This window comes from Comamonas sp. BIGb0152, from assembly GCF_024809975.1.
Classification (GTDB): Bacteria; Pseudomonadota; Gammaproteobacteria; order Burkholderiales; family Burkholderiaceae_C; genus Comamonas.
In genome coordinates this window covers 106426-132183 of sequence record NZ_JANUDY010000003.1, presented here as the reverse complement: position 1 = coordinate 132183, position 25758 = coordinate 106426, and the positions used below count along the sequence as shown (strand labels likewise).

Here is a 25758-nt window from a genome sequence, read left to right as displayed (position 1 = left end):
AAACCAAGTGTGGCAAAAAACACCGCGTCAAGCCTTAGATTATCGCATCCTATCGAAAAAAAATCCGCAGCGTGTCGCAAAGCAATGCTGCAGTGCGATAATGTATAAGCATCATCAAAAAGCAAAAGGGTCACGGTCCGGCGTCGCAAGCATCTCGCCTATGTCCGGTGGCCTCAAGTTCCAAGCAAGCTCCACAAGAGCCGTGCAAGGAGCACCAGAGGTTTTTCGTTAGAGAAATTCACAAAGGTTGATCATGGAAATGTCCAAGGCCGAACAGAACTCGGCACAGGCGGCGCATCAGTCCGCACAAAAAACACAAGAACTCATGGGCGCTGAAGTGCTGGTCAAGGCACTGCAGGCCGAAGGCGTGCAGCATCTGTGGGGCTACCCCGGCGGTGCGGTTCTCTACATTTACGACGCGCTGTACAAACAAGACACCATCAACCATGTGCTGGTGCGCCACGAGCAGGCGGCCGTGCACGCCGCCGACGGCTTTGCCCGCGCCACCGGTGAGGTGGGCGTGGCGCTGGTCACCTCCGGCCCCGGTCTGACGAATGCAGTCACCGGTATTGCCACTGCTTACACAGACAGCATCCCGATTGTCGTGATCTCCGGCCAGACATCTACGACGGCCATTGGCTCGGATGCCTTCCAGGAGTGCGACACCGTCGGTATCACGCGCCCCATCGTCAAACACAATTTCCTGGTCAAGGATGTGCGCGATCTGGCGATGACCATGAAGAAGGCCTTCCACATTGCACGCACGGGCCGGCCTGGCCCCGTGGTGGTCGATATCCCCAAGGATGTCTCCTTCAAGAAGGTGGCCTACAGCGGCTATCCCGCGACGGTGGAGATGCGCTCCTACAACCCGGTCAAGAAGGGCCACAGCGGCCAGATCCGCAAGGCGCTGCAGCTGCTGCTGGCGGCCAAGCGTCCGTATATCTACACCGGTGGTGGTGTGCTGCTGAGTGGTGCCGAGAAAGAGCTGCGCACCCTGGTGGACCTGCTGGGCTACCCGGTGACCCATACCCTGCTGGGTCTGGGTGCCTACCCGGCCAGCAGCCCCAAGTACCTGGGCATGCTGGGCATGCACGGCACCATTGAAGCCAACAACGCGATGCAGAACTGCGATGTGCTGCTCGCCGTGGGCGCACGTTTTGATGACCGCGTGATCGGCAACCCCAAGCATTTCATGTCGGTGGAGCGCAAGATCATCCATATCGACATCGACCCTTCGTCGATCTCCAAGCGCGTCAAGGTGGATGTGCCCATCGTCGGCGACTGCAAGGAAGTGCTCAGCGAGCTGATCGCCATGGTGCGCGAGAGCGTGGCCTCCCCCGATGCGGATGCGCTGCAGAACTGGTGGAAGACCATTGAAGGCTGGCGCAGCCGCGATTGCCTGCGCTATGACCGTGGCAACAAGGATGTGATCAAGCCGCAGTTCGTGGTCGAAACACTCTGGCAGATGACCCGGGATGCGGACTGCTACGTCACCTCGGACGTGGGCCAGCACCAGATGTGGGCGGCGCAGTACTACCGCTTTGAGGAGTCGCGCCGCTGGATCAACTCGGGCGGCCTGGGCACCATGGGCGTGGGCATTCCCTATGCGATGGGTATCAAGCTGGCCAAGCCGGATGCCGAGGTGTTCTGTATCACCGGCGAAGGCTCGGTGCAGATGAACATCCAGGAGCTGGCGACCTGCCGCCAGTATGAGACGCCGATCATCATCTGCGCGCTCAACAACCGTTTTCTGGGCATGGTGCGCCAGTGGCAAGAGATCGAGTATTCGGGCCGCTACAGCCACAGCTACATGGATTCGCTGCCTGACTTCGTCAAGCTGGCCGAAGCCTATGGCCACGCGGGCATTCTGATCGAGAAGCCCGAAGACGTGGAGCCGGCCCTGCGTGAAGCGCGGCGCATTGCCCGCGAAGAACGCAAGAGCGTGTTCCTCGACTTCCGCACCGATCCGACCGAGAACGTCTTCCCGATGGTCCAGGCCGGCAAGGGCATCACTGAGATGCTGCTGGGCGCGGACGATCTGTAAACGCCGTCTCCGGTGGGCGCGCCTTGCTGCATGCGTGCGCCCCCCGCCTTTCCTTCGACTTTCCCTTTCTGACGAATCTATTGTCTACCGAGCCCTGCGCTTACCGGCGCCGGGGGAGGGTAGCGAAAAGAGGAATCTGCTCTTATGAAACACATCATCGCTGTTCTCCTGGAGAACGAACCAGGCGCTCTGTCGCGCGTGGTGGGCCTGTTTTCGGCCCGTGGCTACAACATCGAGTCCCTCACCGTGGCGCCCACCGAGGATGCCTCGCTGTCGCGCATGACCATCACCACCACCGGCTCGGACGACGTCATCGAACAGATCACCAAGCACCTCAATCGCCTGATTGAAGTGGTCAAGGTGGTGGATCTGACTGAAGGCGCCTACACCGAGCGTGAGCTGATGATGATCAAGGTGCGGGCGGTCGGCAAGGAGCGCGAGGAGATGAAGCGCATGGCCGACATCTTCCGTGGCCGCATCATCGATGTGACCGAGAAGAGCTACACCATCGAGGTGACCGGCGACCAGGCCAAGAACGACGCGTTTTTGAGCGCGATTGACCGCTCGGCCATCCTCGAGACCGTGCGCACCGGTGCCAGTGGCATCGGTCGCGGTGAACGCATCTTGCGCGTGTAATGCGCTGGTGTCACCGGCTGCGGCGCCATGCCCGTCACACGGCGGGGGTGGTGTTGCTGCTGGTGGGGCTTGTGCTGGTCGTGTCTTCGCAGCAGCAAGAGGATCCGGAATGTGCCTGGGAACAGGACGGCTGGACCCAGATTCGCCAATGCGATTCGCTTCACTCACAGGCCGATGCCTTTGCTACCCCTGGCTCCCACTTGTGGTTGTCCCTCATAGTAGGATTGGGCGCTTTTGTAGCGGGGGCTTATTTGCTGGCGTCAGGAAACACCGCAAGGCCCCCTGACGATACAGATTCTTGAACAAGTGTTTGTTTGCATTTTTGACTGATACCAACGGAGCGAAGCATGAAAGTTTTTTACGACAAGGACTGTGACCTGTCCCTCATCAAAGGCAAGACCATCGCCATCATTGGCTACGGCTCGCAAGGCCATGCGCACGCGCAGAACCTGAACGACAGTGGCGTGAAGGTCATCGTCGGTCTGCGCAAGTCTGGCGCTTCCTGGCCCAAGGCCGAGAAGGCCGGCCTGACCGTGATGGAAGTCAACGACGCCGTCAAGGCCGCTGATGTGGTCATGATCTTGCTGCCTGACGAAGACATCGCCAAGGTGTACAGCGACAACGTCAAGGACAACATCAAGCAAGGCGCGTCGCTGGTGTTCGCACACGGCTTCAACGTGCACTACAACCAGGTCGTGCCCCGCGCCGATCTGGACGTGTGGATGGTCGCGCCCAAGGCCCCTGGCCACACCGTGCGCAACACCTACACCCAAGGCGGCGGCGTGCCCCACCTGATCGCTGTGCACCAGGACAAGTCCGGCAAGGCCCGTGACCTGGCCCTGTCGTACGCAATGGCCAATGGTGGCGGCAAGGCCGGCATCATCGAGACCAACTTCAAGGAAGAGACCGAGACCGACCTGTTCGGCGAGCAAGCCGTTCTGTGCGGCGGCGCGGTTGAGCTGATCAAGATGGGCTTCGAGACCCTGGTGGAAGCCGGTTACGCCCCTGAGATGGCCTACTTCGAATGCCTGCACGAGCTCAAGCTCATCGTGGACCTGATCTACGAAGGCGGCATTGCCAACATGAACTACTCGATCTCGAACAACGCCGAATACGGCGAGTACGTGACCGGTCCTGAAGTGATCAACGAAGAGTCGCGCAAGGCCATGCGCAATGCGTTGAAGCGCATCCAGGACGGCGAATACGCCAAGATGTTCATCCAGGAAGGCCGTCTGAGCTACCCATCGATGACCGCCCGCCGCCGCAACACCGCCGATCACCAGATCGAGCAAGTGGGTGGCCAGCTGCGCGCCATGATGCCTTGGATCGCCAAGAACAAGCTGGTCGACCAGACCCGCAACTAAAAGGGCACCGGCCGCCGCTGCCTGCAGCGGCGCCGAGCTTGTTTCGAAGGACTGCTTTGGCAGTCCTTTTTTCATGGGCATGGCCGGCAGGGCACCACTGGCGAAAAGCTACACTGTAGGCCACGCTCCGGTGGGGTGATGCCCCCTGGAAACACTAAAATTAGTAGCTGATTGCGCAGCCATAGCTGGCGCTGGAGTGGATTGAATGCTGGACGATAACGAAACCAAGCCCAAGGCTGGCGCGCAAGCGCTGGTGCCTGCGCAGCGCAAATGGCGCAAGGGCATTTATGTGCTGCCCAACTCGTTTACCTTGGCGGCCTTGTTTGGCGGTTTTTACTCGATCGTGATGGCCATGAACGGCCGTTTCGAGGCTGCTGCCGTGGGCGTTTTCTGTGCCATGGTGCTCGACAGCCTGGACGGCCGCGTAGCGCGCATGACGCACACCCAAAGCGCCTTTGGCGAGCAGATGGATTCGCTGTCGGACATGGTGTCCTTTGGCGCGGCACCCGCGCTGATCGCTTACGAATGGGCGCTGCGCCCGCTGGGCCGCTGGGGTTGGATAGCGGCCTTTGTGTACTGCTCCTGCGCGGCTTTGCGCCTGGCGCGTTTCAACGTCAACACCGGCGTGGTGGACAAGCGCTATTTCCAGGGCATGCCATCGCCCGCAGCGGCGGCCTTGGTGGCGGGCTTCATCTGGCTGACCAGTGCGCTCTTGGTATCGCACCGCGATGTGCCGATTTTTGGGCAGGTGATTGCGTTGTTTGGCGGTTATCCGGCCAGCCGCGATGACCTGTCCTGGATCATGTTTGCCATCACCTTGCTGGCGGGCCTGACCATGGTCACCAACATTCCGTACTACAGCTTCAAGGATGCGGGTGCCGCCAAGAGCGTGCCCTTTATCTCTCTGGTGGTCGTGGTGCTGCTGCTGGCCTTGGTCAGCATCGAGCCGGCCACCATGCTGTTTCTGATCTTTGTGCTGTATTCGCTCTCGGGTTATGTGATCTACGCCTGGCGCCGCTTCAAGGGCCAGCCGGTCTCGATTGTGGCCACCTCGACCGACGAGCCCGATGAGCGCGGCTTGCACGACGACTGATTTTTTGCACACGGCCTTGAAAACCTGTGTTAGAGTGACTGCCATGCAAAACCTGTCCCTAGCTCTACTACTAATGTCCAACGGGCAGGTAGAGTAGCGCGCAGTTTTTCACCCCTACACCTCGGCCCGTTTGCACCAGCAACGGGCCGATTTGCATTTCAGGTTGCTGGTTTCCCACCCCGAATTCTTTGATTCGATGAGAAAGACCAGACAACCATGTTGACCCAACCTTCCAGCAAATACCGCGCTTTCCCAGCCATTGCGTTGCGTGACCGCACCTGGCCTGATGCCCAGATCACCCAGGCACCCATCTGGCTGTCTACCGATCTGCGCGATGGCAACCAGGCGCTGATCGAGCCCATGGACCTGGCACGCAAGCTGCGGATGTTTGACATGCTGGTCAAGATTGGTTTCAAGGAAATCGAAGTCGGCTTTCCCGCTTCCTCGCAGATCGAATTCGACTTTGTGCGCCAGCTGATCGAGGAAAAGCGCATTCCTGCCGATGTCACCATCCAAGTGATGACACCCGCCCGGCCCGAGCTGATCACGCGCACCGTTGAGGCCTTGCAAGGCGCGCCGCGTGCCATCGTCCACATCTACAACGCCGTGGCTCCCCTGTGGCGCAAGGTGGTATTTGGCATGAGCGTGCCCGAGGTGATGGCCCTGGTCAACGACCAGGTCACGCACTTGAAAGCCTTGACCGATGCCCAGCCCGGCACCGAATGGGTTTTGCAGTACTCGCCCGAGACCTTCTCCTTGGCGGAGTTGGAGGTGTCCTTGCAAGCCTGCGAGACGGCGATTGCCGCCTGGGGCGCTGGCCGCGACATCATCCTGAACCTGCCCACCACGGTGGAGAACGCCACCCCCAATGTGTTTGCCGACCAGATCGAGTGGATGGCGCGCAAGTTTGCCAGCCGCCCTGAAGTGGTCGTCTCGGTACACCCGCACAACGACCGCGGCACCGGTACGGCCAGCGCCGAGCTGGCCTTGATGGCCGGCGCCCACCGGGTCGAAGGCTGCCTGTTTGGCAATGGCGAGCGCACCGGCAACCTCGATATCGTCAACGTGGCCTTGAACATGTATGTGCAAGGCGTTTCGCCCCAGCTTGATTTCTCGGACATCGATGCCATCCGCGCCGAAGTCGAGCATTGCAACCAGTTGCCGGTGCCCGCTCGCCACCCCTATGCGGGCGATTTGGTCTACACCTCGTTCTCGGGCTCGCACCAGGATGCCATCAAGAAGGCCTTTGCGGCCCGCCAGGAGGCCGATATCTGGGAGATTCCTTACCTGCCGATCGACCCCAAGGACCTGGGCCGCAGCTACGAGGCCGTCATCCGCGTCAACAGCCAGTCGGGCAAGGGCGGTATCTCTTACCTGCTCGAAGAAGCCTATGGCCTGGCCATGCCGCGCCGTTTGCAAATCGAGTTCAGCCAGGTGGTGCAGCGCGCGATGGACACGGCAGGCACCGAGTTCACCGCCAAGGACTTGTGGCAGATTTTTGAGCGCGAGTACCAACTCAGCGCCAACCATGCACTGGCCCAGTACCGGGTGGAATCCGACGACAGTGATGCCGTGCGCATCAGCGGCAAGGTTCAGTGGGCCGGTCAGCCGGTCAGCATTGCCGGCCAGGGCAATGGCCCCATCGATGCCTTTGTGCAAGCGGTCAGCAGCGCCATCGGTATCCCCGTTCGTTTGCTCGACTACAGCGAGCATGCCGTGGCCGCCAGCGATGCACGCGGCGACAAGGGCGCTAATGCCACCGCTGCAGCCTACATCGAGCTGCGCGTGGGTGAGAACCAAAGCCTGTACGGCGTGGGTATGGACAGCAACAGCACCCAGGCGGCTTTCCGCGCGGTGATGAGCGCGGTAGCACGTAGCGGTGCTGTCGCCAGCGTGCAAACGGCAGCGCCACAAGCGGCTGCACAAGTAGCTACCGCCTAACCACAGGCGGAGCAAAGCACGTAAACTGTAGCGCGGTTGAGCCAGGCTGCAGGGGAGTGACGGTGTCGCTTTCCTGCAGCCTGCTCTTAAGAATCCACTGACCCACGGTGGCAGCACGGCGGCAGCGCATGATCAATGCCATGGAGAACACACGATGAGCGACCAACTGATTATTTTTGATACCACCTTGCGCGATGGCGAGCAGTCGCCCGGCGCGTCGATGACCAAGGACGAGAAGCTGCGCATTGCGCGCCAGCTCGAACGCCTCAAGGTGGATGTGATCGAGGCCGGTTTTGCGGCCAGCTCCAATGGTGATTTCGATTGTGTGCAGAGCATTGCATCCATCATCAAAGATTCGACCATTTGCTCGTTGGCGCGCGCCAATGACCGCGATATCGCCCGTGCTGCCGAGGCCCTGAAGCCCGCCAACCGCGCGCGTATCCACACCTTCATTGCGACCAGCGCGCTGCACATGGAGAAGAAGCTGCGCATGTCGCCCGATGAGGTGTTCGAGCAGGCCAAGTTGTCGGTGCGCTTTGCCCGCAACCTGGTGGGCGATGTCGAGTTCAGCCCCGAAGACGGCTACCGCAGCGACCCTGATTTTCTCTGCCGCGTGATCGAGGCAGTGATTGCCGAAGGCGCCACCACCATCAATGTGCCCGACACCGTCGGCTACGCCATCCCCGAGCTGTATGGCCAGTTCATTCTCAACCTGCGCGAGCGCATTCCCAACAGCGACAAGGCCATCTGGTCGGTGCACTGCCACAACGACCTGGGCATGGCCGTTGCCAACTCGCTGGCGGGCGTCAAGATTGGCGGTGCACGCCAGGTGGAATGCACCATCAACGGCCTGGGCGAGCGCGCGGGCAACTGCTCACTCGAAGAAGTGGTCATGGCCGTCAAGACGCGCCGCGACTACTTTGGCCTGGATGTCAACATCGACGCCCAGCACATCGTGGCCGCCAGCCGCCTGGTGAGCCAGACCACCGGCTTTGTGGTGCAGCCCAACAAGGCCGTGGTGGGTGCCAATGCCTTTGCCCATGCCTCCGGCATCCACCAGGATGGCGTGCTCAAGGCGCGTGACACCTACGAGATCATGCGTGCCGAAGATGTGGGCTGGAGTGCCAACAAGATCGTGCTGGGCAAGCTCTCGGGCCGTAACGCCTTCAAGCAGCGCCTGCAGGAGCTGGGCGTGGTGATGGACAGCGAAAGCGAGATCAATGCCGCCTTCGCCCGCTTCAAGGATCTGGCCGATCGCAAGAGCGAGATTTTTGACGAGGACATTCTGGCCCTGGTGCATATGGAAGGTGCAGAGGCGCAGGCCGAGGCCTACCGTTTTGTGTCGCTCTCGCAAGCCAGCGAAACGGGCGAGCAGCCCAAGGCCAGCGTGGTGTTGATGGCCCACGGCCAGGAGGTGCGCGGCGAGTCGACAGGCAATGGGCCGGTGGATGCCTCGATGAAGGCCATCGAGTCGCAAGCCCGCAGCGGAGCCGAGATGGTGCTGTATGCGGTCAACGCCATCAGCGGCTCGACCGAGAGCCAGGGCGAGGTGACGGTGCGCCTGCAAATGGGTGGCCGCATCGTCAACGGTGTAGGCGCGGACCCCGATATCGTGGTGGCGTCAGCGAAGGCTTACATCGCTGCCCTGAATAAGTTACAAAATCCTACGGAGCGGGTAGCTGCACAAGGCTGAGACTTCGGAATATAATTTCACTTAAATAATTGAAGAGTCGCGTAAGTTCATGAATTTACGCGATTTTTTAAATCGAAGTTTTCGCCTTCAGCTATCGTTTTTGTAGGGAGCAGAATAATGGCGCTACGTCATCGCAGTGTTTTGCGTCGTTTTTCACATTTGTTTGCAATTTGCACCCTGGCCTTTGGTTTGGCGGCACCCGGCGCCCAGGCCAGCACCAAAGCCAAGGCCGTTCCCAAAGCCCAAGTGCAGGCCAAGGCGGGCAAAAAGCAGGCGGCTGTGGCATCCAAGGGTGAGCGCAACGGGCGCCACAAGCAGGTGGCTGAGGCCCATGCTTCCAAGAAGGTGGCTGGCAAGGCTGCCAAAGGCAAAACCACGCTGGCCAAAGCTGGCCGCCATGCCGGCCGTGCCGCAGTGGCCGCTGCCGTCATCATTCCCGAGCGCCAGTCTTTTGGCCAACTGGCCGGTCTGCATGATGTGACCGATCCGCTGGCCCTCAAATCCAGTGTGGCCCTGGTGCTGGACCAGGACACGCATGAGGTGCTGCTGTCCAAGAACGACCACGCGGTGCTGCCAATTGCCTCGCTCACCAAGCTGATGACCGGCCTCATCATCTCCCAGGCCCAGTTGCCGATGGACGAGCTGATCACCATCACCCAGGACGATGTGGATACCGAAAAGCACAGCAGCTCGCGCCTGCGTGTGGGCACCACCTTGATGCGCGGCGAGCTGCTGCACCTGGCGCTGATGTCCAGCGAGAACCGCGCGGCACACGCGCTGGGCCGCACCTACCCTGGCGGCATGCAGACTTTTGTCGGCATGATGAACATGAAGGCCAAGATGCTGGGCATGGCCGATACCCGCTATGTCGAGCCCACCGGTCTGTCGAGCTCTAACCAGTCCAGTGCCTTCGATCTGGCGACCTTGGTGAACGTGGCGCACTCCGATCCGCTGATGCGCGACCTGACCACCTCGCCGTCTTACCAGGTGGAAGTGGGCGAACGCACCGTGCAGTTCAACAATACCAACCGCCTGGTGCACAACCCGGACTGGAATATCGGCCTGCAAAAGACCGGCTACATCTCCGAAGCCGGGCGCTGCCTGGTGATGCAGACCCAGGTGGCTGGCCGCAAGCTGATCATGGTGTTCCTGGACTCTGCGGGCAAATTTGGCCGTCTGGCCGATGCCGAGCGCGTGCGCCACTGGGTGGAAGGCTCGGGCACACAATTGCTGGCCAAGCACTGAGCTCCAAGCACCCCTAAAAAAACCTGCCTCGGCAGGTTTTTTTTGCGTCTAGGAACTTGGAAGAAGGACCGGCCTCAGCGGGCGCTCGGTTGGCGTTGCTCGTCAAAACCCAGTGCCGACGAGATCTCGGTGGCCGTGGCCTGCAGGCGCGTGGCCCAGGCGTCTTCCAGGCGGTCGGCGGGGGCCGAGACGGACAAGCCCGCCACCAGGCGACCTTGGTCGTCATAGATGCCCGCTGCCATGCAGCGCACGCCCAGCTCCAGCTCTTCGTTATCGCGCGCCACGCCGTACTGGCGGGTTTTGGACAGCTCGCGCTCCAGCACGGCCAGGTTGGTGATGCTGTTCTTGGTATTGCCGGCCAGGCCCGTGCGCATGGCGTAGGCGCGCACACGCTCGGGCTCGTCATTGGCCAAAAAGAGCTTGCCGGTGGAGGTCAGGTGCAAGGGCGCATGGCCCCCAATGGCGCGCACCACCTGCATGCCCGAGCGCTCGCTGAAGCTGCGCTCCACATAGACGATCTCATCGCCCTGGCGCATGCTCAGGTTGATGGCCTGCTGGGTGGCCAAGTGCAGGCGGCGCATCGGCAGCAGGGCCACTTCGCGCACATTGATGCGGGCCTTGACCAGGTTGCCCAGTTCCAGAAGGCGCATGCCCAGGCGGTAGCTGCCCGATTCGGGGCGGTCCACAAAGCGGCCGATGGTCAGGTCGTTCAAGATGCGGTGCGTCGTCGACGGGTGCAGGCCCGTGATCTCGCTGAGCTCCTTGAGTGACACCGCTTCCTCGCGCGTGGCCAGGACGTCCAGCAGCGTGAACATGCGTTCTAGCACTTGCACGCTGGGCTTGGTGACGGTGTCATGTGTTGTTTTGGTCATGCGTAGTCTGGCGCTCAAATAACAAAAATGGGGGAGCCGCTTGATCGGAGCGATCAAGGGGCGCAATGGTTGGCGAGCTGGCCCGGCTGCCAGCGCTGGTCTGCGTAGACCTCGTAGGGCTGGTAGTCGGCCTTGTACTGCATCTTGGGGCTGGCGGCAATCCAGTAGCCCAGGTAGAGGTAGGGCAGGCCCATGGTGCGGCACTGCGCAATCTGCCAGAGCACGTTGTAGGTGCCGTAGCTGGTGTGGGGCTCGGGCTCGTAAAAGGTGTAGACCGCAGACAGGCCGTCGTTGAGGATGTCGATGATGGAGACCATCTTCAAGGCGCCGGGCTGCTGCGCATCCCCGGGCTCGCGGAACTCTACCAGCCGGCTGTTGACCCGGCTTTGCAGCATGAATTGCGAATACTGCTCGATGCTGTCCTCATCCATGCCGCCACCGGTGTGGCGCGCCGATTGGTAGCGCAGGTAGAGCTCGTAGTGCTCGCGCAAAAAACCCAGGGGCAGCACGCGCACGTCCAGCGCTTGGTGCAGCTTGGCTGCACGGCGCTGGTGGCGTTTGGCCTTGAAGTCCTGCACATTCACGCGCAAAGGCACACAGGCCTGGCAGCCATCGCAATAGGGCCGGTAGGTGAACAGGCCGCTGCGGCGAAAACCTTGTTGGATCAGTTCGGAGTAAACATCGTTCTGGATGGCGTGGCTGGGCGTGGCTACCTGAGAGCGCGCCATGCGCGCTTCGAGGTAGCTGCATGGGTAGGGCGCTGTCGCATAAAACTGCAAGCTATGCAGTGGTAATTCGTTCAGCCTACTCATCCGGATGCGGAAATGTCATTTCAGATAGTGGGATTATGTCAGTCCAATCGCCAGATGCAAACTCCCAGCGCATGGGCGGCAGCGCTATTTGTGCCTGCACGCTGGCCACAAACTGCTGGCGGGGTATTTCTGCTGCGCCCATGAAGGCCAGGTGCCCGGTGTTTTGCTGGCAGTCGATCATCGGCACCTGCTCGCGTTTGCAGATCTGCACCAGTGCCGCCAGTGCGATCTTGGAGCCATTGGGGATGGTGGTGAACATGGATTCGCCAAACACCGCGCGGCCGATGGCCACACAGTACAGCCCGGCGACCAGGCGGCCGCCTTGCCACAGCTCCACACTGTGGGCAAAGCCATCATGGTGCAACTGGGTGTAGGCGGCCTGGATGTCGTCCACGATCCAGGTGCCGTCCTGCCCCTCGCGTGGCTGCTGGCTGCAGGCGGCAATCACGGCGGCAAAGTCGCTGTCGATGCGCAGCTCGCAATCGGGTTGCTGGTCAAACTTGCGGATCGCCTGCTTGAGCGAGCGGTGCAGCCTGAACTGTGTGGGCTGCAGCACCATGCGCGGATCGGTGGACCACCACAGAATCGGCGAGCCCTCGCTGAACCAGGGGAAGATGCCCTGGCGGTAGGCTTGCTGCAGGTGGGCGCTGTCGAGCAAGCCGCCTGCGGCCAGCAAGCCGGGGTGGATGGTCTCAGGCCCCCAGGCCTGCTCTACGGCTGGGAAGGCGTCATCGGCTTGCAGCCAGGCAAGTGGGGGAGTGTGGTGGTCGGCGCTCATGGTGTCTAGCTGCCATGGTAGCGGCCAAATGGCGGGCGATTGCCACCCGGTGATGCGCAGGGGTGACAAATACTGCAGTTCTGTGGCCTGGCAGGCAGTGCCCAGGGGGCAGGCCGCAAAAACAAAAAAGCCTGCATACAGGATGCAGGCTTTTCGAATGGCTCCTCAACCTGGGCTCGAACCAGGGACCTACGGATTAACAGTCCGGCGCTCTACCAACTGAGCTATTGAGGAATATCGGTGAACAGGCTTTGTACGATTGCAAAGCCAAAATGCTTTGGCTCCTCAACCTGGGCTCGAACCAGGGACCTACGGATTAACAGTCCGGCGCTCTACCAACTGAGCTATTGAGGAACAAATTTTTGGTAATGCCCTGAACGATTGCAGGGCAGATAGAAGTGATGGCTCCTCAACCTGGGCTCGAACCAGGGACCTACGGATTAACAGTCCGGCGCTCTACCAACTGAGCTATTGAGGAATATCGGTAAACAGGCTTTGTTCGATTGCAAAGCCAAAAAATTCTTTGGCTCCTCAACCTGGGCTCGAACCAGGGACCTACGGATTAACAGTCCGGCGCTCTACCAACTGAGCTATTGAGGAACAAGACTGCGATTATAGAACGTTTTTTTGGCCTGAAAAAGCGTCGAGGCCATTTTTTGCCGCATCGCGCTGCCTGGCAGCACGCAGGCGCTCAGTGGGGCACCTGTGGCTCGGGCCGGCACCACAGCCAAGCCAGCACAGCGGCCATGCAGCCGATGGACAGCACTTTGGCCCAGCTGGGCGCGGGCACCAGCAGCATGATGGCAGCGCACAAGGCCATGGTGATGCTGGCGCTCCACTTGGCCCGGCGGCTGACAAAGCCCCCGGCTGCCCAGTTGCGCAGCATGCCGCCAAACAATCGGTGTTGCCACAACCAGGCATGCAGGCGCGCTGAGCTGCGCGCGGCGCAGGCGCCCGCCATCAGGATGAACACGGTAGTTGGCAGCCCCGGCACAAAAATGCCGACGATGCCCATGCCCAGGCAAGCCACCGCCGCCAGCAGCAGCAGCCAGCGCAACACCGGACTGCGGATGGGGCAGTAGGCCGGCGTGGCTGCTTCTTGCAACGCTGGGGAAGAGGCTCCGGGCTCGTTCATGGTGCAGCATTGTGCATCGCAGGGCATAACAGTGTCTTGATGCTGGGCAAGGGCGGCTTGTTCGGCTGGGTGCATGGCCGGGTGGCAATAGGCGCCAAGCAGGCGTGGCCAGCGCTGCGCCAGCGGCCGTGGTCATGGCCGCTGCGCTACCATGCCGGCATGGCGATTTATCCAATCTTGAAAATGGGCGATGCCCGTTTGCTGCGCACGGCCCAGCCTGTGACCGAATTCGACACCGAGGCCTTGCACCAGCTGGTGCAGGACCTGCTCGACACCATGCGCGATGCCAATGGCGCGGGCCTGGCAGCGCCGCAGATCGGTGTCGATCTGCAGGTGGTGTTCTTTGGCTCGCCGGAGCGCAATCCCCGCTACCCCGACCGCCCCCTGGTGCCGCCTACGGTGCTCATCAACCCAGTGATCACCCCCTTGTCGGACGAGGAGGAAGATGACTGGGAAGGTTGTCTGTCGGTGCCCGGCCTGCGCGGCATCGTGCCGCGCTGGCGCAAGATCCGCTACACCGGTTTTGACCAGTATGGCGACCTGATCGACCGCGTGGCCGAGGGCTTCCATGCCCGGGTGGTGCAGCACGAATGCGATCACCTCTGGGGCAAGCTCTACCCGATGCGGGTGCGCGATTTCAGCCAGTTCGGCTTTACCGAGATTTTGTTTCCCGGTATCAGCGCCGCAGAAGACGACTGAACGCGGCTTAGCCGGCGTTAACCGGCTGAGCCGCTGCCCGTCGCTGCCAGCGCCCAGAGCAGCTCGGTCTCGATGGCGATCTGGCTCACATTGTTCTGCAGCTCCGGGCCTTGTAGCAAAAAGCTGTCTTCCACCCGCTCGCCCAAGGTGCTGATCTTGGCCAGCTCCACGCTCAGCTGGTGGCGCGCCAGAATGCGGGCCACCGTGTACAGCAGCCCGGCGCGGTCGGCTGCCGAGATGGACAGCAGCCAGCGCTGGCCTTTGTCATCGGGCCGCAGCAGCACGCGGGGTGCCACCGGAAAGCTCTTGACCCGGCGCGAGACGCGGCGCTGCGCGGGCTCGGGCAGCGGCAGCGCAGCCGTCAGCACCTTGCTGAGTCCGCTCTCCACCAGATTGATCAGCTCGCGGTAGCTTTGCGGTGCGTCGGTGGCCACCACCTGGAAGGTGTCCAGCGCGCAGCGGTTGAGGGCCGTGTGCACGCGTGCATCCAGAATCGAGAAACCCGCCTGGTCGAAGTAGCTGCAGATGCGGGCAAACAGGTCGGGCTGGTCCGGCGCATAGACCATCACCTGCAGGCCTTCACCCGCCAGCGACTGGCGCGCCCGCACCACAATGGCCTGGCTGCCGACCACGCGCGAGAGGTGGCGGGTGTGCCAGGCGATATCGGCCGCGTCGTGGCGCAGAAAGTAGTCCAGGCCCAAGGTGTCCCACAGTGCTTTCTGTGATTCATGGGGCTGGGCTGACAGGGCCAGCAGCACCAGTGCCTCGCGCTTGCGGATCTCCACCTGGGCGGCCACATCCGGTGCCCGCCCGCCCAGCACGCGCAAGGTGGAGCGGTACAGGTCTTCGAGCAGCTTGCCTTTCCAGGCGTTCCAGACCTTGGGGCTGGTGCCGCGGATATCGGCCACCGTCAGCAGGTAAAGGGCGGTGAGCCGGCGCTCGTTGCCCATGCGCTGGGCAAAGGCGGTGATCACCTCGGGGTCGGACGTATCCTGCTTTTGTGCCACCTGGCTCATGGTCAGGTGTTCGCGCACCAGAAACGCCACCAGTTGGCAGTCTTGCTTGTCAATCTGGTGGTCGCGGCAAAAGCGCTTGACTTCGAGCGCGCCGATCTCTGAATGGTCACCACCCCGGCCCTTGCCGATATCGTGGAAGAGGGCGGCCAGATACAGAATCCAGGGCTTGTCCCAGCCAGCGGCCAGCTGGGAGCAATAGGGGTACTCATGGGCATGCTCGGCCATGAAAAAGCGCCGCACATTGCGCAGCACCATCAAGATGTGCTGGTCCACCGTGTAGACGTGGAACAGGTCATGCTGCATCTGGCCCACGATGCGGCGGAACGGCCACAGGTAGCGGCCCAGCACCGAGGTCTGGTTGAGCAGCCGCATCGCATGGGTGATGCCATGGGGCTGCTGCAGGATCTGCATGAAGGTGGCGCGGTTGACCGGGTCGCGGCGGAACTGGGCATCCATCAGCCGGCGCGCATGGTAGAGCGCACGGAAGGTGCGGGCAGACAGGTCCTTGAGGCCGGGCTCGGTCTCGTAGAGCAGGAAGGTGCGCAAGATGGCATGGGGATTGCGCTGGTAGACCTCGTCATCGGCCACCTCGATGAGGCCGGCTTTCTCGTAGAACTCGTCGTCAATGCGGTGCAGTGCATGGCTGCCCGGGTGCAGGCGCTCGTCCATGTTGAGCATCAGGATCTGGGTGAGCTGCGCCACGGCCTTGGCCGCCCAGTAGTAGCGCTTCATCAGCTCCTCGCTGGCGCGCTTGGGAAAGCGCTGGCCGGCTGGGGTCACGGTCTTGAAGCCAAAGGACTCGGCCACCGGCGTTTGCAGGTCGAAGACCAGCCGGTCCTCGCGGCGCCTGGCCACAATGTGCAGGCGGGCGCGTATCAGACAGATCAGGTCTTCATTGCGTTGCAGGTTGCGCACCTCGTAGACGGTGGCCAGCCCCTTGTCGGCCAGCTCCTTCCAGCGGCTGCCCAGGCCCGTGGCGCGGCCCAGCCACAAGATCAGCTGCAAGTCGCGCAATCCCCCTGGCGATTCCTTGCAATTGGGCTCCAGCGCGTAGACGGTGTTTTCGTACTTGTTATGGCGCTGCTGCATTTCCAGCACCTTGGCCACCACAAAGGCCTCGGGCTTGATGGACTGGGCCAGCGCCGCCTGAAAGAGCCGGTACAGGCGCGGAGAGCCCGTGATGCGGCGCGACTCCAGCAAGGCGGTCTGCACGGTGACATCGGCCTGCGCCTCGCTGATGCACTGGCTGATGGTGCGCACGCTGGAGCCGATCTCCAGCCCCGCATCCCAGCACGAGCCGATGAACTGCTCGATGGCGCCGCGCAGTTCGCTGTCCTGCTCCGGGTCGCTGCCCTCGGGCAGCAGCAGCAGCACATCAATATCGGAATAGGGAAAAAGCTTGCCCCGGCCAAAGCCGCCCACGCCAATCAGGTTCAGGCGACCGGGCAAACCTGCCAGTTGCCAGAGATCGCGCAGCAGGCCATCGGCCAGTTGCGAGAGCTTGCGCAGCTGGGTCTGTATGCCCCGGGTGCTGCTGCCCCCGGCCATGATGTCGTCAAACAAGGCGCTGCGTTGCGCCTGGTACTGCTCGCGCAGCTGCGGAATGCGAGGATCGTTCATGGTGCCCATCTTTGCTGTCGCTGGCAGTGTGCCATAGCAATCAACAGCAGATGCGGATAAGCACATTCCATGCCACTACGCACCAAATGGGGGCGTGTCGGGGATGGTGGCGCCAGAAAAGACAAAGGCGGCATGCTTGTCGCAATGCCGCCTTTCGGGGGACTGTGCCAGAGGCGGGCTCGGCGCAATCTCAGTTCTGTCTCAGTGCTGCATCAGCACTTGATGGTGGTTACAAAGCTCGGTGGGGTAGGTGAGCCGTCTGACCAGGTCAGCACTTCGTAGCCGGTATCGGTCACCAGCACTTCGACTTCCCATTGGGCCGAGAGGCTGTGGTCCTTGGTGATGACGGTCCAGCCGTCGCTGCCCAGGTCCTTGATGTCCTTCTTGCCCAAGTTGAGCATGGGCTCGATCGTGAAGATCATGCCGGTCTTGAGCTCGACACCGGTGCCCGGGCGGCCATAGTGCAGCACCTGGGGCTCGTCGTGGAACACCTTGCCGATGCCGTGGCCACAGTACTCGCGCACGACCGACAGGCCCTGGCCTTCGGCAAACTTCTGGATCGCATGGCCTATGTCGCCCAGGTGGGCGCCATTCTTGACCTGCACGATGCCATGCCACATGGCTTCAAAGGTCAGCTGGCACAGGCGCTTGCCGGCAATGGTGCCTTCGCCGATGACGAACATGCGGCTGTTGTCGCCGAAATAGCCTTCGGGCGTGATGATGGTCACGTCCACATTGACGACGTCGCCCTTCTTGAGCGGCTTGTCATTGGGGATGCCGTGGCAGACCACGTGGTTCACCGAGGTACAGACATAGGCCGGGTAGGGCGTCATGCCCGGCGGCTGGTAGCCCAGGCAGGCCGATTTGGTGCCTTGCTTCTCCATGGCCTCGGCGCACAGCAGATCGATCTGCTTGGTCGTCATGCCCGGCTGAATGTGGGGGGTGATGTAGTCCAAAACCTCTGAGGCCAGGCGCCCTGCAATGCGCATCTGCGCAATATCTTCATCGCTATTGATTTTGATGGTCATAGCCCATGATTATCCCACCGCCGCCATTGGCCTGTTGTCCATGCGGCTACGTGCCCTAGCAGGGCACAGTAGAATCCCGGGTTATCCCGCCCTTGTCATTGTGCTGCCACGGCCTGCCCGTAACAGTGTGCAAGGCGCATGCGTGCTTTCTTCCCATCCTCCTAGTCCACATAGGCTGCCACGTGACACTGCACCTGACTCAGCTTCCAGGCGGTAACGCCCTCAGCTCCTTCCGCGCCCAACAACTGCAGACCGCATTGACGGCGATCCATCCAAAGATAACGGGCATTGCTGCCCGTTTTGTGCATCTGGTGGCCACTGAGCAGCCACTGGCTGGCGCCAATGCAGAGCGCGTTGCCGCCTTGCTGACCTATGGCGATCCCTATGAAGGCGACAGCGACGGCCTGGCCTTTATCGTCACCCCGCGCATGGGCACCATCTCGCCCTGGGCCTCCAAGGCCACTGACATTGCCCGCAACTGCGGCCTGGATGTCTTCCGTGTCGAGCGCCTGACCGAGTTCCGCATTGACTTGAAGGCTGGCTTGCTGGGCGGCAAGCCCGAGCTGAGCGCCGAGCAGACCGCGCAGATCGCCGCACTGCTGCACGACCGCATGACCGAATCGGTCTTCGCCACCCGTGCTGAAGCCGAGCAGCTGTTCTCCGCACTGCAAGCCCAGCCGATGGAGTTTGTCGATGTGCTGGGCGGTGGCCGCAGCGCGCTGGAAAAAGCCAACAAGCAGTGGGGCCTGGCCCTGGCCGAGGACGAGATCGAGTACCTGGAAAACGCCTTCAAGGGCCTGGCACGCAACCCCAGCGATGTCGAGCTGATGATGTTTGCCCAGGCGAACTCTGAGCACTGCCGCCACAAAATCTTCAACGCCAAGTTCAGCATCGATGGCGTGGAGCAGGACAAGAGCCTGTTTGGCATGATCCGCCACACCGAAGCCGTCTCGCCCCAGCACACCGTGGTGGCGTACTCGGACAACGCCTCCATCATGGAAGGCCACCAGGTCGAGCGCTTTGTGGCGCAGTTCAACACCCAGGCCGATGCCGTGACGGCGCCCAGCTACCAAAAGCAGGCGGCCACCAGCCATGTGCTGATGAAGGTGGAGACGCACAACCACCCCACGGCCATCTCGCCCTTCCCCGGTGCCTCCACCGGCGCGGGCGGTGAGATCCGCGACGAAGGCGCCACCGGCCGGGGCTCCAAGCCCAAGGCCGGCCTGACCGGTTTCACCGTCTCCAAGCTTTGGGGCAGCGAGGTCGGCAAGCCCGAGCACATCGCCAGCCCGCTGCAGATCATGATCGAAGGCCCGCTGGGCGGCGCCGCATTCAACAACGAATTCGGCCGCCCCAACCTGACCGGTTACTTCCGCGAGTACGAGCAGCAAGTCGGTGATATCACCCGTGGCTACCACAAGCCCATCATGATCGCTGGCGGCCTGGGCGTAATCGATGCCGAGCAAACCCAGAAGATCCTGTTCCCCGCCGGCACCTTGCTGATCCAGCTGGGTGGCCCGGGCATGCGCATCGGCATGGGCGGCGGCGCCGCCAGCTCCATGGCCAGCGGCACCAATGCAGCCGAGCTGGACTTTGACTCGGTCCAGCGCGGTAACCCCGAGATCGAGCGCCGTGCGCAGGAAGTCATCAACCACTGCTGGCAGCAAGGCGCGGCCAACCCCATCTTGGCGATCCACGACGTGGGCGCTGGTGGCCTGTCCAATGCCTTCCCCGAGCTGACCAATGACGCCGGCCGTGGCGCACGCTTTGACCTGCGCAAGGTCAACTTGGAAGAGTCGGGCCTGGCGCCCAAGGAAATCTGGTCCAACGAAAGCCAGGAGCGCTATGTGATGGCGATTGCGCCAGAGTCGCTGGCGCAGTTCACGGCGTTCTGCGAGCGCGAGCGCTGCCCGTTTGCCGTCATCGGCACGGCGACCGAAGAGCGCCAGCTGGTGCTGCAAGACCCGGCCGCCACTGCCGAAGACCAGAAGTTTCCGGTCAATATGCCCATGGAGGTGCTGCTGGGCAAGCCGCCCAAGATGCACAAGGATGTGCAGACCGTGGCGCGCAGCCTGCCCGCCATCGACCTGACCGGCGTGCCGCTGGAAAAGGCCGTGATCGACGTGCTGGCCCACCCCACCGTGGCGTCCAAGCGCTTCCTGATCACCATTGGTGACCGCGCGGTGGGCGGCCTCACCCACCGCGACCAGATGGTCGGCCCCTGGCAGGTGCCGGTGGCCGACGTGGCCGTAACCCTGGCTGACTTCCAGGGCTTCAAGGGCGAGGCCATGGCCATGGGTGAGCGCACCCCGCTGGCAGCGATCAACGCACCGGCCTCCGGCCGCATGGCGGTGGCCGAGGCCATCACCAATATGCTGGCAGCGCCGATTGCGCTGTCCAAGGTCAAGATGTCGGCCAACTGGATGGCCGCCTGCGGCGAACCCGGTGAAGACGCCGACCTGTACGCCACCGTCAAGGCTGTGGGCATGGAGCTGTGCCCGCAGCTGAACATCTCGATCCCCGTGGGCAAGGACAGCCTGTCGATGCGCACGCAGTGGAGCGAGGGCGGCCAGACCAAGAAGGTCACCTCGCCCGTCAGCCTGGTCATCACCGGCTTTGCCGCCATTGATGATGTGCGCAGCACCTTCACCCCCCAGCTGGATGCCAACGAGGCCGACACCACCTTGGTGCTGGTTGATCTGTCCCGGGGCAAGATGCGCATGGGCGGCTCCATCCTGGGCCAGGTGCTGGGCCAAAGCGGCAATGAAACGCCAGACCTCGACAACGCCCAGGACCTGATCGCGCTGGTCGATGCCGTCAATGCACTGCGTGCCGAGGGCAAGATCCTGGCCTACCACGACAAGGGCGATGGCGGCCTGCTGGCCACCGTGGCGGAAATGGCCTTTGCCGGCCATGTCGGCGTGGCACTGAATGTGGACATGCTGATCACCGAAGGTGACGGCATCAGCGACAGCCGCATGGACAGCGGCGAAGGCAAGAACTGGAGCGGCCAGGTATCGGGCCGCCGCGAGGACCTGACCTTGCGCGCGCTGTTCAACGAAGAGCTGGGCGTCGTGCTGCAGGTCAAGACCAGCGACAGCGCCGAGGTGCTGCAGACCCTGCGCGCGCATGGCCTGTCCACCTGCAGCCACATCGTCGGCAAGACGCGTCCGGCCTCGTCCAGCATGGACATGGGCAAGGGCGAGCTGCAAGTCTGGCGCGATGCCAAGAAGGTGTTTGGCGCCAGCCTGAGCGACCTGCACCAGGTTTGGGATGCCGTGAGCTGGAAGATTGCCCAGCAGCGCGACAACCCCGCCTGTGCCGACAGCGAACACGCCTCGGTGGGTGTGCCGTCCGACCCGGGCATGCATGTGCACCTGAGCTTTGACCCTCAGGAAGTGCTGACTGCACCGTATGTGAATGTGGCAGCCAAGCCCCGCGTGGCGGTGTTGCGTGAGCAGGGCGTGAACTCGCACGTGGAAATGGCCTATGCCTTTGGCGAAGCTGGCTTTGAAGCGGTGGACGTGCACATGACCGACCTGCAGACGGGCCGCGCCCAGCTGCGTGACTTTGCCGGCATCGTCGCCTGCGGCGGCTTCAGCTACGGCGACACCCTGGGTGCCGGCATTGGCTGGGCCCGTTCCATCACCTTCAACGAGCCGCTGTCTGAGCAGTTCCAGGCCTTTTTCAGCCGCAAGGACACGTTTGGCCTGGGCGTCTGCAATGGCTGCCAGATGTTTGCCGAGCTGGCCGACATCATCCCCGGTGCGCAAGACTGGCCACGCTTCACGCAAAACCAGAGCAACCGCTTCGAGGCGCGTTTGTCCATGGTCGAGGTGCTGGAGTCGCCCAGCCTGTTCCTGCAGGGCATGGCCGGCTCGCGCCTGCCGATTGCGGTGGCACACGGTGAGGGCTATGCCAACTTCCGTTTCCGTGGCAATGCCGATGCGGTGATTGGTGCCATGCGCTATGTGGACAACCACGGCCAGGCCACCGAGCAGTACCCGTTCAACCCCAACGGCTCGGCCGGCGGCCTGACCGCTGTCACCACCGCCGATGGCCGCTTCACCGCGATGATGCCGCACCCCGAGCGCGTGTTCCGCAACGTGCAGATGAGCTGGACCGACGGTGACCGCTCGGCCCTCAGCCCCTGGATGCGCGTCTGGCGCAATGCCCGCCACTGGCTGGGCTGATCGGCCTCGCGCCGAATGGCTCCATCACCAAGGCCCTGCATTGCAGGGCCTTTTTCATGGCGTTCGTCGTGCGATTCTCAGAGTTTCATCACCACCGGGCCGCCTTTGGCAATGGCCCGCTGGTAGGCTTCGCGGGCCTGCATGCGCTGGCGGTAGGCGTACAGATGGGGCCAGTCGGCGGCATTGCTGCAGCGGGCCAGTGCGGCCTCCACCGCAAAGCTCATCTGAAAATCGGCCATCGTCAGGTGCTCGCCGGCAAACCAGGGCTGCTGGGCCAGGTGGCTGTTCATCCAGGCCATCGCCGCCTCCATGTGCGGGGCAATCAGCTGTTTGCGCACCTGCTGGCACAAAGTGCGTATCACCGGGCGTACCAGGGGCCGCAGCAAAAACGGCAGGGGCTTGGCAGCGATGCTGTCAAACACCAGCTGCAGCAGCATCCAGTTCATCAGCGAGCCCTCGGCAAAATGCATCCAGTAGCGGCACTGCAGGTGCTCGGGGCTGCCGCGCGGCGGCTCCAGATACGCCATATCGGGCGGTGCCCAGGCGCCATAGTGCTCGGACAGGTACTCGATGATGGCGCCAGACTCGGCGATCACCAGTCCCCGGTCGCACAGCACCGGCGACAGGCCCAGCGGGTGAATGCGCTGGAGCGCTGGCGGTGCCAGCCGGGTCTTGGGGTCGCGCGGGTAGGTGTGCAGTGCATAGGGAACATTCAACTCTTCGAGCAGCCACAGCACGCGCTGCGAGCGTGACGTTTCCAGGTGGTGAAGGGTCAGCATGGCTTAGCTCCCCTGCAGGCGATGCAGCCAGGCAAAAAGCCCGGACGCGGAGGTCTTGGAGCTTGGCCGTCCCCCCAGTTTTGAACGCCAGGGCAGCGCCAACTGGAAGCTGCCCCGGGCCCAGCCCTGCAGCATGGCACTGGCTGCCTGGCTCGGCTGGGCCCAGGCGGGCTGGCTGCCCGGGTGGGGTTCGGTAAACGGTGTAGCCACCAAGCCGGGCTTGACCACAGCCAGGCTCACGCCCACACCCTTGGGCGGCAGCTCCAGCTGCAGGTTCTCGGCCAGGTTGATGAGCGCCGCCTGGCTGGGCCCGTAGGCCAGATTGCCCGGCAGACCCCGCAAGCCAGCCACGCTGGCCACCAGGCTCAGATGGGGATGGCGGCCCGCCCGCGCTGCGGCCAGCAGATGGGGGGTCACGGCGGCGAACAGATGCAAGGCGCCGAGCAACGCAACCTCGCGCTGCTGGAGCAGGGCGTTCAAGTCCAGGTCATCGGCCTGCATGCGCTGGTGCTGGCCAGCGCAGTAGCAGACCAGATCCAAGGGCGCGTCTTCCACCAGCTGCATGACGGCATCGACGACAGCCTGGCGGTCCGTCACATCCAGCGGCAGCGCCCGGCTGCCCGGGTGTTCTGCGGCAAAAGCCTCCAAAACCGCCTGCCGGCGTGCCGACACAATGACCTGGGCGCCCGCCGCATGCAACTGCTCGGCCAGCGCCAGGCCCACGCCCGAGCTGGCGCCAACCAGCCAGACGCGCAAGCCGTACCAGCGTGTGATGGGGGTGTTCAGTGCCATGGCGCTCTCCTGTCATGGGTGCAGGCCCTGCAGTGCGCCGCAGCGGCCTGTTTTGCCCGGCCCAGGTTCGCTGCGGGATGGTGCGCGTGCCGGGGCTGTCGCCAGCGGCTGGCGGGGGTGTCGCAGGTGTCGTCTGCGGCGCTGTGGCCAGGCGCCACTGCGAATCTGGCGTTTGTGGTGTAAGTGGCGAATAGGGCGATGGCGGTTGTTTTCATGGGTATTCCGGCTTTCCAACCCAGTCTTTGCAAGGTCTACACACAGCACTACGCAGCAGCAGCGGGTTTGGATTCAGTACTTTCCATTATTTTTTTGCATCCAATCGGCGGGCTGCTGCGTATAGCGGGATAGCTGCATGGGGGCTGGAGGCGGGTAAGTGCCCCGCTTGGGGACTATCCCTGCTCGGCTTGCTGCTTGGCAGCAATACAACGGATGCACCCGCTGGGCGGGCTTCCCCCACAATGCTTGTATGCGCACCTCCAACACACCGGACACCGAACTGATGCTCTTGTTAGACCGCATAGCCGCCCGCGACGAAAAAGCGCTGCGGCTTTTGTACGACGATACGGCCGCCAGGCTGTACGGGCTGGCGCTGCGCATTCTGGGCAACAAGGCCTGGGCCGAGGATGTGTTGCAGGACAGCTTTGTCGCCATCTGGCACAAGGCGGGCAGTTACCGGGATTCGCTCAGCCCGCCGCTGGCCTGGATGGGCATGCTGGTGCGCAGCAGGGCACTGGATTTTTTGCGCCGGCGCCGGGCCGAGCGGCTGGACCAGCATGCGGTGGTGGACGACATGGATGACTTGCCGCAGGCCGAGGATGCCCAAAGCCCCATGCAATGGGCAGAAGCCAGTGAGCAAGCGACCGTTTTGCACCAGTGCATGGAGCGGCTGCAGCAGGCCCAGCGCCAGGTCGTGAGCCTGGCCTATTTGCGTGATTTGAGCCACAGCGAGCTGGCCAGCCATTTCCAGCTGCCGCTGGGCACCGTCAAAACCTGGATGCGGCGCAGCCTGGAGCAGCTGCGCAAGTGCATGGCCCGCCACGTTTAGGCGCAAGGAGTGCTCTGATGAACCTCGCACAACACCCCGAACTGCTCGACCGCCTGGCCGCTGCCTATGCCTTGGGCACCTTACGCGCCGGTGCGCGCCGCCGTTTTGAACACATGGCCCGTGCCCATCCGCAGGTGCGCGCCGCCGCCTTGCTGTGGCAGGGTCGCTGGTCGGCGCTGTCGGAGCTGCAGTCGCCCGTGCAGCCCGATGCAGCGGTGTGGACCCGCATCCAGAACCTGGTCGATGCCGACCAGGCAGGCACCATGCTGGCGCAGCAGCGCGCTGCTGCCAACGCCCGTACCCCGAAGGCGCTGGCCTGGTGGCGCTCGCTGGCGCTGACCGGGGCCGTGGCCACGGTCGCTGCCGTCGCCATTGGCCTGTATGCGCAGCAAAGCCTGCAGCAGGCCTCGGGCCAGCAGCTGTCTGCCTTGCAAACCCAGCTGCAAACTGCGCGGATCGCCTTGCAGACCATGCCGCAGGTGCAGTACGTCGCCGTGCTGGCCGATGGCAAAGCCCAGGCCTCCATGCTGGTGACCTTTGACGCCCGCCAAGGCCAGCTGGCGCTGCAACGGGTGGGCGGCTACCAGGAAGCGGCTGACCGGTCCCTGCAACTCTGGGCCTTGCCCGCGCAGGGCGCGCCCCAGTCGCTCGGCGTCATGGGCGAGGGGCGGCTGGAGCAGCTGCAGGCCCAGCTGGCCCAGGTACAGGCCGTGCCGGCCTTGGCCATCAGCCTGGAGCCCAAGGGCGGGGTGCCCAGCGAGAAGGGGCCGACCGGGCCGGTCTTGTTCAGCGGTGCCTTGATCAAGCGCGATCTGTAAACGGCTTGGCCTGCGCCCACGCTCGGTACCAGAGGGTGCAGGGCGGCTTGGTCGCGTCAGTCCGCAGACCAAAACGGATAGGTAGCAACCAGTAACCGCCCCCGCGAGCGGGCGATTGGAGCGCTGTTTTTAAAGAGAATTTGTATAACAATGAG

19 protein-coding genes and 4 tRNA genes are annotated in these 25758 nt (G+C 62.9%); 11 read left to right on the top strand and 12 right to left on the bottom strand.

Features of this window, described 5'->3' with window-relative positions:
* Positions 1-253 precede the first annotated feature (253 nt).
* The 7 genes from M2375_RS07495 (at position 254) to M2375_RS07465 (ending at position 10016) form a co-directional block, all read left to right on the top strand.
* Positions 254-2044 carry an acetolactate synthase 3 catalytic subunit gene (locus M2375_RS07495; RefSeq protein ID WP_259164940.1) on the top strand — a complete coding sequence of 597 codons (1791 nt, stop codon included), beginning with the start codon at positions 254-256 and terminating at the stop codon, positions 2042-2044.
* A gap of 144 nt (positions 2045-2188) precedes the next feature.
* Positions 2189-2680 carry an acetolactate synthase small subunit gene (ilvN, locus tag M2375_RS07490; protein ID WP_021024891.1) on the top strand — a complete coding sequence of 164 codons (492 nt, stop codon included), beginning with the start codon at positions 2189-2191 and terminating at the stop codon, positions 2678-2680.
* A gap of 347 nt (positions 2681-3027) precedes the next feature.
* Positions 3028-4044: a ketol-acid reductoisomerase gene (ilvC, locus tag M2375_RS07485; RefSeq protein ID WP_259164939.1), complete on the top strand. Its 1017-nt coding sequence runs from the start codon at positions 3028-3030 to the stop codon at positions 4042-4044.
* 205 nt (positions 4045-4249) lie between these two features.
* Positions 4250-5137: a CDP-diacylglycerol--serine O-phosphatidyltransferase gene (gene pssA, locus M2375_RS07480; protein WP_259164938.1), complete on the top strand. Its 888-nt coding sequence runs from the start codon at positions 4250-4252 to the stop codon at positions 5135-5137.
* Between the two features lie 216 nt (positions 5138-5353).
* Positions 5354-7078: a 2-isopropylmalate synthase gene (gene leuA / locus M2375_RS07475; protein WP_259164937.1), complete on the top strand. Its 1725-nt coding sequence runs from the start codon at positions 5354-5356 to the stop codon at positions 7076-7078.
* Positions 7079-7232: 154 nt separating this feature from the next.
* On the top strand, positions 7233-8771 hold the full coding sequence (locus M2375_RS07470) for a 2-isopropylmalate synthase (RefSeq protein ID WP_259164936.1): 1539 nt from the start codon (positions 7233-7235) through the stop codon (positions 8769-8771).
* A 117-nt stretch (positions 8772-8888) separates the two neighbouring features.
* Complete coding sequence (locus M2375_RS07465; RefSeq protein WP_259164935.1) at positions 8889-10016, top strand: serine hydrolase; 1128 nt, start codon at positions 8889-8891, stop codon at positions 10014-10016.
* 74 nt (positions 10017-10090) lie between these two features.
* On the opposite strand, the gene M2375_RS07460 is transcribed toward M2375_RS07465, so the two are convergent.
* The 8 genes from M2375_RS07460 to M2375_RS07425 form a co-directional block, all read right to left on the bottom strand.
* Positions 10091-10888: an IclR family transcriptional regulator gene (locus M2375_RS07460; RefSeq protein WP_259164934.1), complete on the bottom strand. Its 798-nt coding sequence runs from the start codon at positions 10886-10888 to the stop codon at positions 10091-10093.
* Between the two features lie 53 nt (positions 10889-10941).
* A complete protein-coding gene (locus tag M2375_RS07455; RefSeq protein ID WP_259164932.1) occupies positions 10942-11700 on the bottom strand; it encodes an arginyltransferase in 759 nt (252 codons plus the stop codon).
* Positions 11693-12478, bottom strand: a complete 786-nt coding sequence (aat, locus tag M2375_RS07450) for a leucyl/phenylalanyl-tRNA--protein transferase (RefSeq protein ID WP_259164931.1) — start codon at positions 12476-12478, stop codon at positions 11693-11695. Before aat ends, M2375_RS07455 begins: the two co-directional genes overlap by 8 nt.
* Before the next feature lie 158 nt (positions 12479-12636).
* Positions 12637-12712: transfer RNA gene (locus tag M2375_RS07445), tRNA-Asn, on the bottom strand.
* A gap of 44 nt (positions 12713-12756) precedes the next feature.
* A tRNA-Asn gene (locus M2375_RS07440) sits at positions 12757-12832 on the bottom strand.
* A 48-nt stretch (positions 12833-12880) separates the two neighbouring features.
* A tRNA-Asn gene (locus tag M2375_RS07435) sits at positions 12881-12956 on the bottom strand.
* 46 nt (positions 12957-13002) lie between these two features.
* Positions 13003-13078, bottom strand: a tRNA-Asn gene (locus M2375_RS07430).
* 91 nt (positions 13079-13169) lie between these two features.
* Positions 13170-13613: a YbaN family protein gene (locus M2375_RS07425; protein WP_259164930.1), complete on the bottom strand. Its 444-nt coding sequence runs from the start codon at positions 13611-13613 to the stop codon at positions 13170-13172.
* Between the two features lie 159 nt (positions 13614-13772).
* Between M2375_RS07425 and def the strand changes: the two genes are divergently transcribed.
* Positions 13773-14312 carry a peptide deformylase gene (def, locus tag M2375_RS07420; RefSeq protein WP_259164929.1) on the top strand — a complete coding sequence of 180 codons (540 nt, stop codon included), beginning with the start codon at positions 13773-13775 and terminating at the stop codon, positions 14310-14312.
* Positions 14313-14329: 17 nt separating this feature from the next.
* Here def and M2375_RS07415 read toward each other — a convergent pair whose 3' ends face one another.
* Together M2375_RS07415 and map are read right to left on the bottom strand one after the other, a co-directional pair.
* Positions 14330-16948 carry a [protein-PII] uridylyltransferase gene (locus M2375_RS07415; protein ID WP_259164928.1) on the bottom strand — a complete coding sequence of 873 codons (2619 nt, stop codon included), beginning with the start codon at positions 16946-16948 and terminating at the stop codon, positions 14330-14332.
* Positions 16949-17160: 212 nt separating this feature from the next.
* Entirely contained in the window at positions 17161-17976 is an 816-nt protein-coding gene (map, locus tag M2375_RS07410; RefSeq protein WP_259164927.1) for a type I methionyl aminopeptidase, read from the bottom strand.
* Between the two features lie 182 nt (positions 17977-18158).
* On the opposite strand from map, the gene purL reads away from it, so the two are divergent.
* Positions 18159-22169 (top strand): phosphoribosylformylglycinamidine synthase, encoded by a 4011-nt coding sequence (purL, locus tag M2375_RS07405; protein ID WP_259164925.1) that lies wholly within the window; start codon positions 18159-18161, stop codon positions 22167-22169.
* Positions 22170-22246: 77 nt separating this feature from the next.
* On the opposite strand, the gene M2375_RS07400 is transcribed toward purL, so the two are convergent.
* Together M2375_RS07400 and M2375_RS07395 are read right to left on the bottom strand one after the other, a co-directional pair.
* On the bottom strand, positions 22247-22948 hold the full coding sequence (locus tag M2375_RS07400) for a glutathione S-transferase family protein (protein WP_259164924.1): 702 nt from the start codon (positions 22946-22948) through the stop codon (positions 22247-22249).
* A 3-nt stretch (positions 22949-22951) separates the two neighbouring features.
* Positions 22952-23740, bottom strand: coding sequence for an SDR family oxidoreductase (locus M2375_RS07395; protein ID WP_259164922.1), 789 nt, complete (start codon positions 23738-23740; stop codon positions 22952-22954).
* 466 nt (positions 23741-24206) lie between these two features.
* Here M2375_RS07395 and M2375_RS07390 point away from each other — a divergent pair, with 466 nt between their 5' ends.
* Complete coding sequence (locus tag M2375_RS07390; protein WP_259164921.1) at positions 24207-24785, top strand: sigma-70 family RNA polymerase sigma factor; 579 nt, start codon at positions 24207-24209, stop codon at positions 24783-24785.
* A gap of 17 nt (positions 24786-24802) precedes the next feature.
* Positions 24803-25603 carry an anti-sigma factor domain-containing protein gene (locus M2375_RS07385; protein WP_259164920.1) on the top strand — a complete coding sequence of 267 codons (801 nt, stop codon included), beginning with the start codon at positions 24803-24805 and terminating at the stop codon, positions 25601-25603.
* Positions 25604-25758 lie beyond the last annotated feature (155 nt).